Origin of the sequence: Stenotrophomonas maltophilia group sp. RNC7 (assembly GCF_030910085.1) — a bacterium.
Lineage (GTDB): Bacteria > Pseudomonadota > Gammaproteobacteria > Xanthomonadales > Xanthomonadaceae > Stenotrophomonas > Stenotrophomonas sepilia.
This window is the reverse complement of the sequence record NZ_JAVFVN010000497.1, coordinates 83,482-93,562: the sequence shown is the minus strand read 5'-3', so window position 1 is coordinate 93,562 and position 10,081 is coordinate 83,482. Positions and strand designations below refer to the sequence as shown.

Here is a 10,081-nt window from a genome sequence, read left to right as displayed (position 1 = left end):
TGAGGCGGTAGCGGCGGGGCCCATCCCCCCGGCCCACCCCGGCCCCCGGGCGTGGCCCCGCGGAACCCTGACTTATAACCCCCTAAACCATACCCGAGACCCCCCACACAAGGTATTGATTTTTGTAGAACCGGCGCCGCGGTCCTTCCCTTGGTTTAATCCCGGCGGGGGCCCGCGGGCCCCGGCGCGGGGCGGGGGGGCCGCCCCGGGCCCCCCCCCCCCGCTACCGCCTCATTCGGGGTCGTAGTCGAGATTGGAGGCCAGCCAGCGTTCGGCCTGGGCACGGTCCACGCCCTTGCGCCGGGCATAGTCGGTGACCTGTTCGCGGCTGAGCCGCCCGACCACGAAGTACTGGCTCTGCGGATGGCTGAAGTAGTAGCCCGAGACAGCGGCCGTGGGCAGCATCGCGAAGCTCTCGGTCAATTCCATGCCCGCGTTCTTCTCAGCCTGCAGCAGGTCGAACAGGCGGCGTTTCTCGCTGTGCTCGGGGCAGGCCGGGTAGCCCGGGGCCGGACGGATGCCGCGGTACTGCTCGTCGATCAGGGCCTCGTTGTCCAGCGTCTCGGCGCGGTCGTAGCCCCAGAATTCGGTACGCACGCGCTGGTGCAGGCGCTCGGCCAGCGCCTCGGCGAAGCGGTCGGCCAGTGCTTTCAGCAGGATCGCGTTGTAATCGTCGTGCTCGGCCTCGAAGCGCGCGACGTGGGTGTCGATGCCGATACCGGCAGTGACCGCGAACGCGCCGATCCAGTCCTGCTTTCCGCTGTCGGCCGGTGCAATGAAATCGGCCAGGCAGAAATCCGGGCGTTCGGCCGGCTTGTCCACCTGCTGGCGTAGGAAGTGCAGGGTGGTTTCGCCCTGCGGGTGCTGCACGCGGACATCGTCGCCGATGCTGGTGGCCGGCCACAGGCCGAACACGGCCTTGGCCGTCAGCCACTTCTCGCCGACGATGCGCTCGAGCATCGCACGGGCATCCTTGTACAGCTCGCTGGCCTGGGTACCGACGATCTCGTCGGTGAGGATCGCCGGGAACTTGCCGGCCAGCTCCCAGGCCTGGAAGAACGGCGTCCAGTCGATGTAGTCGACCAGTTCGGCCAGGGGATAGTCGTCGAATACGTGCAGGCCGGGCTGATTCGGTGCCGGTGGAGTGTAGTTGTCCCAGCCGCCCTGGAATTTCTGCCCGCGCGCATGTTCCAGCGTGACCAGCCGCTTGGCGTCGCCGCGGTTGCGGTGGCGTGCACGGATTTCGGCATAGTCGGCTTCGTTGGCGGCAACGAAGGCCTCGCGCAGATCACGCGAGATCAGCGACTGCGCCACGCCCACCGCGCGCGATGCATCCTTCACCCACACCGTCGGCGCCTTGTAGTGCGGGTCGATCTTCAGCGCGGTATGCGCACGCGAAGTGGTCGCGCCGCCGATCAGCAGCGGCAGGTCGAAGCCCTGGCGCTCCATCTCGCGGGCGACGTGGCTCATCTCCTCCAGGGACGGGGTGATCAGCCCGGACAGGCCGATCAGGTCGGCGTTGTGCTCGCGGGCGGCATCGAGGATCCTCTGCGCCGGCACCATCACGCCGAGGTCGACCACGTCGAAGTTGTTGCAGGCCAGTACGACGCCGACGATGTTCTTGCCGATGTCATGCACATCGCCCTTCACCGTGGCCATGATGATCTTGCCGTTGCTCTTGGCGGTGTCACCGCTGCGTGCCTTTTCCGCTTCGATGTAAGGCAGCAGGTAGGCCACGGCCTTCTTCATCACGCGCGCGGATTTCACCACCTGTGGCAGGAACATCTTGCCGGCGCCGAACAGGTCGCCGACGATGTTCATGCCGTCCATAAGCGGTCCTTCGATCACATCCAGCGGGCGGCTGGAGGCCTGCCGGGCCAGTTCGGTGTCTTCCTCGACGAAGGCATCCAGGCCGTGTACCAGGGCATGCGCCAAACGCTGTGCCACCGGCTTTTCGCGCCAGGCCAGGTCTTCGGTCTTCGCCGCGCCCTTCCTGCCCTTGTAGCGCTCGGCGATCTCCAGCAGACGCTCGGTGGCATCGCTTCGGCGGTTGAGGATCACGTCCTCGACACGCTCGCGCAGGTCCGGCTCCAGTTCGTCGTAGATCGGCATCGCGCCGGCGTTGACGATGCCCATGTCCATGCCGGCAGCGATCGCGTGGTACAGGAACACCGAATGGATGGCCTGGCGCACGGTTTCGTTGCCGCGGAACGAAAACGAGACGTTGGAGACGCCGCCGGAGACATGACAGTGCGGCAGGGTCTGCTTGATGATGCGGGTGGCTTCGATGAAGTCCACCGCGTAGTTGTCGTGCTCTTCGATGCCGGTGGCGACGGCGAAGATGTTCGGGTCGAAGATGATGTCCTGCGGCGGGAAGCCGATCTCGTCGACCAGGATGCGGTAGGCGCGCGTGCAGATCTCGACCTTGCGCGCACAGGTGTCTGCCTGCCCTGCCTCGTCGAACGCCATCACCACTGCCGCGGCGCCATAGCGCAGCACCTTGCGCGCGTGCTCGCGGAACAGCGCTTCGCCTTCCTTCAGCGAGATCGAGTTGACCACGCTCTTGCCCTGCAGGCATTTCAGGCCGGCCTCGATCACGCTCCACTTGGAGGAGTCGACCATCACCGGGATGCGCGCGATGTCCGGCTCGGACATGATCAGGTTGAGGTAGCGCGTCATCGCCGCTTCCGAATCGATCAGGCCCTCATCCATGTTGACGTCGAGGATCTGCGCGCCGCTGGCCACCTGCTGGCGGGCCACGTCCACCGCCTCCTCGTAGCGGCCTTCCTTGATCAGCTTGCGGAACTGCGCGCTGCCGGTGACGTTGGTGCGTTCGCCGACATTGATGAACAGCAGGTCCGGGGTGATGACCAGAGGTTCCAGGCCGGACAGGCGGGTAGGGCGGACAGGCGTCATGGCAGGCGTCGGCTCAACAGCAGTAGGGCGGGAAGTGCGGGACGGTGGCGGCAACGTTCATGCGGCCTGCTCCCGGGTGCCGGGCAGTGCGCGCGGCGGCAGTCCGGCCACGGCATTGGCAATCGCACGGATATGCTCGGGGGTGGAGCCACAGCAGCCGCCGACCAGGTTCAACAGGCCATCCTCGGCGAAGCCGCGCAGCGTGGAGGCCATCTCTTCAGGAGTTTCGTCGTACTCGCCGAACGCGTTGGGCAGGCCGGCGTTGGGGTGGGCGCTGACATAGCAGTCGGCGACCTGCGAGAGGGTTTCCACATGCGGGCGCATCGCATCGGCGCCCAGCGCGCAGTTCAAGCCGATCGACAACGGTCGGGCGTGGGCGAGCGATGCGTGGAAGGCCTCGGCGGTCTGCCCGGACAGGGTGCGACCGGAAGCGTCGGTGATGGTGCCGGAGATCATCACCGGCAGCCGCCCGCCGCGCGCATCGAACGCTTCCTCCAGCGCATACAGCGCGGCCTTGGCGTTGAGCGTGTCGAAGATGGTCTCGACCATCAGGGTATCGGCGCCGCCGTCGATCAGGCCCTCGATGGCTTCGCGGTAGGTGTCGCGCAGCTCGTCAAAGCTGGTATTGCGGAAGCCGGGATCGTTGACGTCGGGGCTGATCGAAGCGGTGCGGCTGGTCGGGCCGATCACCCCGATCACGAAGCGCGGCTTGCCCGGAGTGGTTGCGGCCACTGCATCACAGCACGTGCGCGCGACCGCAGCGCCGGCCTTGTTCAACTCGTACACCAGGTGCTCGAGGTGGTAGTCGGCCTGGCTGACCGAGGTTGCATTGAAGGTGTTGGTTTCGACCAGGTCCGCACCGGCCTCGAGGTAGGCGGTGTGGATGTCGGCGACGATCTGCGGCCGGGTCAGCAGCAGCAGATCGTTGTTGCCCTTCAGGTCGTGACCCTCGGGCGCGGCGTGGTCGCAGCCGGGTCCATGGGCATGGTCGTAACCACCGGCGAAGCGCTCGCCGCGATAGTCCTGCTCCTGCAGCCCGTGGCGCTGGATCATCGTGCCCATCGCACCATCGATGATCAGGATCCGCTCGCGCAGGGCGTCGAGCAGGGCGTTGGCACGATCAGGATGCAACCAGGGCAGGGCGGGCATGGCGGTCTCTGGCTCAGGGCTTGTTGGCAATCAGCGAAATCACTTCGAAGTGCGGCGGACGCTTCTCGCGGGTGACCGTCTCCAGGCTGGACACCTGCAGGCCGGCCTTGTCGACGAACCTGCGCAGCTCCTTGTCGCTGAAGCCGAGGTTGACGTGGCCATAGGCCTCCACCGCTGCCTTGTGCTCGTGGCGGGCCAGGCTGCACAGCAGCAGGCGGCCGCCCGGGCGCAGTACGCGTGCAGCTTCGGTCACCGCCTGCGCCGGTTTGCTGGCGTAGGTCAGCGCATGCATCAGCACGACCAGGTCGAAGCTGGCATCCTTGAACGGCAGGGCATGCATGTCGCCCTCGCGCACTTCCACATTGGGCAGCCGCCGCAGGCGTTCACTGGCGGCGGCAACCACGCGCGCGCTGGTATCGATGCAGATGTAGCGCTTGGCGTGGGGGGCGACCAGTTCGGCCAGCACGCCATCACCGGAGGCGATGTCCAGCACGTCGCCGGTCTCCAGCAACGGCAAGGCGGTGCGGGCCAGCGCCTCCCAGGTACGGCCCGGCGAGTAGTGGCGTTCCATGTCGCCGGCCACGCTGTCGGCCCAGTTCTGGTCGGAGGCGCGGTGGGCCAGCACGGCGGCCACGCGTTCAGCGTCCTGGCGCAGCAGCGGGTCATCGCTTCCGTTGCTCAAGGCATGCCACAATGCACGCTGCGCCGGGTCCAGCTGGGCCTCGTCGAAGCGGTAGTAGGCCGACACGCCGGCACGGCGGTCGCGGACCAGGCCGGCTTCCTTCAGGCGTGCCAGGTGGGTGGACACGCGTGGCTGCGCCAGCCGGGTGATCGCCGACAGTTCGGCCACGGTCAGTTCCTCCTGCTCCAGCAGCGCCAGCAGGCGCACGCGAGTGGCATCGGCGAACACCTTCAGGCGGGTCGACCAGTCTTCCAGATCCATAAACATCTACCTATCGCGATATAGAGATATATTCGCTGAAGGGGCCTGTCGCGGTCAAGTCGCCGGCGTACGGAAACTGCCGGGCCCCGGTACAATCGGAGCACCTGGGCGCGCCGTATGCGGCCCATTACTTCATGTACCCGGGAGGGTGTTGTGGATTTCAGCTTTACCGAAGAGCAGTTGATGCTGCAGGACGTTGCGCGGCGCATCGCGCAGGAAAAGATCGCCCCCAGTGCGGAGCACCATGACCGCACCGGCGAGTTCCCGCTGGACAACATCCGCCTGCTGGGCGAGAACGGCCTGATGGGCATTGAAGTGCCGACCGAATACGGCGGTGCGGGCATGGACCCGGTTGCGTACGTGCTGGCGATGGTGGAGGTCGCCGCCGCCGACGCAGCCCATTCGACCATCATGTCGGTCAACAATTCGCTGTTCTGCAACGGCATCCTGACCCACGGTACCGAGCATCAGAAGCAGACCTACGTACGTGCCATCGCCGAAGGTACGTCCATCGGCGCGTTCGCGCTGACCGAGCCGCAGTCCGGTTCCGATGCCACCGCCATGCGCTGCCGCGCGGTGAAGCAGGCCGACGGCACCTTCGTCATCAATGGCAAGAAGAGCTGGATCACCTCCGGTCCGGTGGCCAAGTACATCGTGCTGTTCGCGATGAGCGAGCCGGACAAGGGCGCGCGCGGCATCACCGCCTTCATCATCGATACCGACAAGGCCGGTTTCGGTCGTGGCAAGACCGAGCCCAAGCTGGGCATCCGCGCCTCGGCCACCTGCGAGATCGAGTTCAACGATTACGTGGCGCAGGCCGAAGACGTGCTGGGCCAGGAAGGCGAGGGCTTCAAGATCGCCATGAGCGTGCTCGATGCCGGTCGCATCGGCATCGCTTCGCAGGCCGTCGGCATCGCCCGAGCCGCCTATGAAGCGACGATTGAATACGTCAAGGAGCGCAAGGCATTCGGTGCGGCCATCGGTACCTTCCAGATGACCCAGGCCAAGATTGCCGACATGAAGTGCAAGCTGGATGCAGCGCTGCTGCTGACGTTGCGCGCGGCTTGGGTGAAGGGCCAGGGCAAGCGCTTCAGCAATGAGGCTGCCATCGCCAAGCTGACCGCCTCCGAGGCGGCAATGTGGATTACCCACCAGGCCGTGCAGATCCATGGCGGCATGGGGTATTCCAAGGAAATGCCGCTGGAGCGCTACTTCCGTGATGCCAAGATCACCGAGATCTACGAAGGTACTTCGGAGATCCAGCGCCTGGTGATCGCCCGCAACGAAACCGGGCTGCGCTGAGTCGCCTGGCCGCGCCGCCGCAATGGCGGCGCGGCGGCAGGTCCACGCCACGCGTGGATGATGGTCATCCAGATGACGTCTTTGCCGTTGGCCTGCGGAGATGCATGCTGCTCCAATGCAGTCCGTTTCTTCGAGGATGACGACGTGGTCTATCGCGGTTGGGGAATCATGACGCTGGTGACGCCGATTGCAGCGATCCTGCTGCTGGCGTACTTCTTTCCGCATGACGGCCCCAAGGGCAATACCCCGCTGTCACAGGTTCTGCTGGGCGCAGGCCTCGGCGCAGCGGTGAACGTGGTGCTGGGCCTGTGGCTCAACCGTGCGCCGCGGCAGAAGGGGGAGGCCGCGCCCCACCATTTCTTCTTCGTACCCATGCAGTGGGCCTCGCTGATTCTGGTGGCGGTGTGCGCTGTGGTCGCGGTGATGCGCTGAGGCGGTGCCCGAAGAGCGCCAACCCAGGTTGACGGATATCGGCCATGCCGTTGTTCCGGTAGGTGCCAACCTGGGTTGGCATGAATTCAATTGTGGCAATAAAAAGGCCCCGGATCGCTCCGGGGCCTTTTCGTTCTCAGCGCAGCACCGGATCAACGATCCGGACGATGTGCGGCATCCGCATCGCGCTGGCGTTCCATGAACTCCTTGGACGGTTCGTCCAGTTTGTCGCCCAGCATGCGGCGCACGACCACGAAGAACACCGGGATCATCAGCAGGCCGAGCAGGGTGGCGAACAGCATGCCGCCGATCACGCCGGTACCGATGGCGTGGCGGGAGTTGGCGCCGGCACCGGTGGAGATCGCCATCGGGATCACGCCCATGATGAACGCGAACGACGTCATCAGGATCGGGCGGAACCGCAGGCGCGCCGCTTCGATGGTGGCATCACGCAGGTTCTTGCCTGCTGCGCGCTGCTCCACCGCGAACTCCACGATCAGGATCGCGTTCTTCGCCGCCAGGCCGATCACGGTGATCAGGCCGATCTTGAAGAACAGATCGTTGGGCAGGCCGCGCAGCATCGACAGGCCGAGGGCACCCAGCACGCCCAGCGGCACCACCAGCAGCACCGCCACCGGGATCGACCAGCTTTCATACAGCGCGGCCAGGCACAGGAACACCACCACGATGGACAGCACCAGCAGCAGGGTCGCAGCGTTGCCGGCCAGGATTTCCTGGTAGGACATGCCCGACCAGTCGTAGCCGAAGCCGGCCGGCAGGTCGTCGTTGACGATGCCTTCCATGGTCTGCATCGCCTCACCCGAGCTGGTGCCCGGTGCCTGCGAACCGACGATGTTGATCGCCGAGTAGCCGTTGTAGCGGCTCAGTGACGGCGGCGCCGACACCCATTCGGACTTGACCACCGTGTTCAACGGGATCATCGCGTTGGTGCCATCGGCGTTCTGGGTCAGGCTGGACGGGCTGTAGAAGCTCTTCAGCGATTCCTGGCCAGTGCGGTACGGGCCATCGGCCTGCATGGTCACGCGCTTGATGCGGCCTTCGTAGAAGAAGTCGTTGACGTACACCGGGGCCAGCATCAGCTGGATGGTGCTGTACACGTCCGACACCGACATGCCCATCGACTGCGCCTGCACGCGGTCCACGTGCAGCTGCAGCTGCGGCGCGTTTTCCAGGCCGTTGGGGCGCACGCCAACCAGGTGGTCCGGCTTCTGCGCGGCCTGGCCGAGCAGGATGTTGCGGGCCTGGGTCAACTGTTCGTAGCCGGCACCGCTACGGTCCTGCAGCCACATGTCAAAGCCACCGAACTGGCCGAGGCCCTGCACGGTGGGCAGGTTGACCACGAAGATCTGCGCTTCCTTGATACCGTAGAACGCGCCGTTCATGTTCTGGATGAACTCGGGCGCGGTGAACTTGCGTTCCTCCCACGGCTTCAGGCGGATGAAGCCCATGCCCACGTTCTCGCCGGAACCGACGAAGCTGAAGCCGGCCACCTGCAGCATGCCTTCATAGCCATCCTGCTTTTCCAGGATGCCACGCATCTGCGCGAAAACTTCGTTGGTCTGGCCCTTGGTCGAGCCCGGCGGCAGCTGCACGATCGCCAGCGCATAGCCCTGGTCTTCTTCCGGCAGGAAGCTGCCCGGCATGCGGGTGAACAGGAAGCCGCACAGCGCGGTCAGCACCACGAACAGGATCATCCAGCGCGGCGCATGGCGCACCGCAGAGGTGATGTGGCCCACATAGGTGTGGCTGATCTTGTCGTAGTACTTGTTGAAGGTGCGGTAGACGATGTTCGGGTTGTCGTTGTGCGTCGGCTTGAGGAACGTCGCGCACAGCGCCGGGGTGAAGCCCAGCGCCAGGAACGCCGAGAATGCCATCGAGATGGCGATGGTCAGCGCGAACTGCTTGTAGATCTCACCGGCGGCACCGCCCTGCAGGGCGGACGGGATGAACACCGCGGCCAGCACGACGGTGATCGCCACCACCGCGCCGGTGATCTGGGTCATCGCCTTCTGCGTGGCCGGCTTCGGCGCCAGGCCTTCCTCGCTCATGATGCGTTCGACGTTCTCGATCACCACGATCGCGTCGTCGACCACGATGCCGATCGCCAGCACCATCGCGAACAGCGTCAGCTGGTTGATCGTGAAGCCGATCATCCACATGCCCAGGAAGGTACCGAGCAGGGCGACCGGGATCACCAGGGTCGGGATCAGGGTGGCGCGGAAGTTCTGCAGGAAGATCAGCATCACCAGGAACACCAGCAAGACCGCTTCAAACAGGGTCTTGACCACTTCCTGGATCGAGATCTTGACGAAGGTGGTGCTGTCGTACGGCGAGAACCAGGTGACCCCGGCCGGGAAGCTGGGCTGCAGCTCGTCCATCTTGGCGCGCACCGCTTCGGCCACGTTCAGGGCGTTGGCGCCCGGCAGCAGCTGGATGGCGAAGGCGCCGGTCGGCTTGCCGTTGTACTGGGTGTCGAAACCGTAGTTGTTGGCACCGAAGGCAACGCGGGCGATGTCCTTCAGCAGCACGCGCGAACCGTCAGCATTGGCGCGCAGGATGATGTTCTCGAACTCCTGCGGCGAGCTGAAGCGGCCTTCGGCCGAGACCGTGGCGGTGAAGTGCTGGCCTTCCGGCGAGGGGTCCGAACCCAGCGCACCGGCGGCGAACTGCACGTTCTGTGCACGCACCGCGGCCAGCACCTGGCTGGCCGACAGGCCGTAGCCCTGCATCTTTTCCGGGTTCAGCCAGATGTTCATGGCGTACTCGGAACCGAACTGCTGCGTGCTGCCGACACCGGGGATGCGCGAGACCTGGTCGAGCACGCGCGAACCGACGATGTCGTTCAGGGCGTCACGGTTGATGGTCGGGGTATCGGACTGCAGCGCCACCACCATCAGGAAGCCGGCGTTCGCCTTGGCCACCACCACGCCCTGCTGGGTCACTTCCGAGGGCAGGCGTGGCGTGGCCAGCGAGACCTTGTTCTGCACCTGCACCTGGGCGATGTCCGGATCGGTACCGGTCTCGAAGGTCAGGGTGATCTGCGCACGGCCGTTGGAGGCGGACGAGGAGCTGAAGTACAGCAGGTGATCGATGCCGGTCAGCTGCTGCTCGATCACCTGGGTGACGGACTTTTCCGTGGTATCGGCGCTGGCGCCCGGGTAGGTCGCCGAGACGGTGACCTGCGGCGGGGCGATGTTGGGATAGGACTCCACGCCCAGGTTGAGGATCGCGATCACGCCGCTGAGCGAGATCAGGATCGCAACCACCCAGGCGAAGACTGGATGTTCGATGAAAAATTTAGGCATGACGGAAGGTTCC

Annotated in this window: 6 protein-coding genes; 2 read left to right on the top strand and 4 right to left on the bottom strand. The window is 65.4% G+C overall.

Annotated features, from left to right (window positions below):
- Window positions 1-231 precede the first annotated feature (231 nt).
- From metH to RCF13_RS09605, 3 genes are read right to left on the bottom strand one after another with little or no spacing between them, the layout of a single operon-like run.
- On the bottom strand, window positions 232-2,916 hold the full coding sequence (gene metH, locus RCF13_RS09615; RefSeq protein ID WP_061480092.1) for a methionine synthase: 2,685 nt from the start codon (window positions 2,914-2,916) through the stop codon (window positions 232-234).
- Between the two features lie 57 nt (window positions 2,917-2,973).
- Entirely contained in the window at window positions 2,974-4,065 is a 1,092-nt protein-coding gene (locus RCF13_RS09610) for a homocysteine S-methyltransferase family protein (RefSeq protein ID WP_061480091.1), read from the bottom strand.
- 13 nt (window positions 4,066-4,078) lie between these two features.
- On the bottom strand, window positions 4,079-5,008 hold the full coding sequence (locus RCF13_RS09605; RefSeq protein ID WP_019660391.1) for a metalloregulator ArsR/SmtB family transcription factor: 930 nt from the start codon (window positions 5,006-5,008) through the stop codon (window positions 4,079-4,081).
- 153 nt (window positions 5,009-5,161) lie between these two features.
- Between RCF13_RS09605 and RCF13_RS09600 the strand changes: the two genes are divergently transcribed.
- Complete coding sequence (locus tag RCF13_RS09600) at window positions 5,162-6,310, top strand: acyl-CoA dehydrogenase family protein (protein WP_134969019.1); 1,149 nt, start codon at window positions 5,162-5,164, stop codon at window positions 6,308-6,310.
- Between the two features lie 168 nt (window positions 6,311-6,478).
- Window positions 6,479-6,742, top strand: a complete 264-nt coding sequence (locus tag RCF13_RS09595) for a hypothetical protein (RefSeq protein WP_061480105.1) — start codon at window positions 6,479-6,481, stop codon at window positions 6,740-6,742.
- Between the two features lie 152 nt (window positions 6,743-6,894).
- On the opposite strand, the gene RCF13_RS09590 is transcribed toward RCF13_RS09595, so the two are convergent.
- Complete coding sequence (locus RCF13_RS09590) at window positions 6,895-10,068, bottom strand: multidrug efflux RND transporter permease subunit (protein ID WP_061480089.1); 3,174 nt, start codon at window positions 10,066-10,068, stop codon at window positions 6,895-6,897.
- Window positions 10,069-10,081 lie beyond the last annotated feature (13 nt).

Coding starts and splice junctions, on each gene's coding strand:
- metH (WP_061480092.1), bottom strand. CDS start 2,916: ATGACGCCTGTCCGCCCTACCCGCCTGTCCGGCCTGGAACCTCTGGTC.
- RCF13_RS09595 (WP_061480105.1), top strand. CDS start 6,479: ATGACGCTGGTGACGCCGATTGCAGCGATCCTGCTGCTGGCGTACTTC.
- RCF13_RS09610 (WP_061480091.1), bottom strand. CDS start 4,065: ATGCCCGCCCTGCCCTGGTTGCATCCTGATCGTGCCAACGCCCTGCTC.
- RCF13_RS09590 (WP_061480089.1), bottom strand. CDS start 10,068: ATGCCTAAATTTTTCATCGAACATCCAGTCTTCGCCTGGGTGGTTGCG.
- RCF13_RS09605 (WP_019660391.1), bottom strand. CDS start 5,008: ATGGATCTGGAAGACTGGTCGACCCGCCTGAAGGTGTTCGCCGATGCC.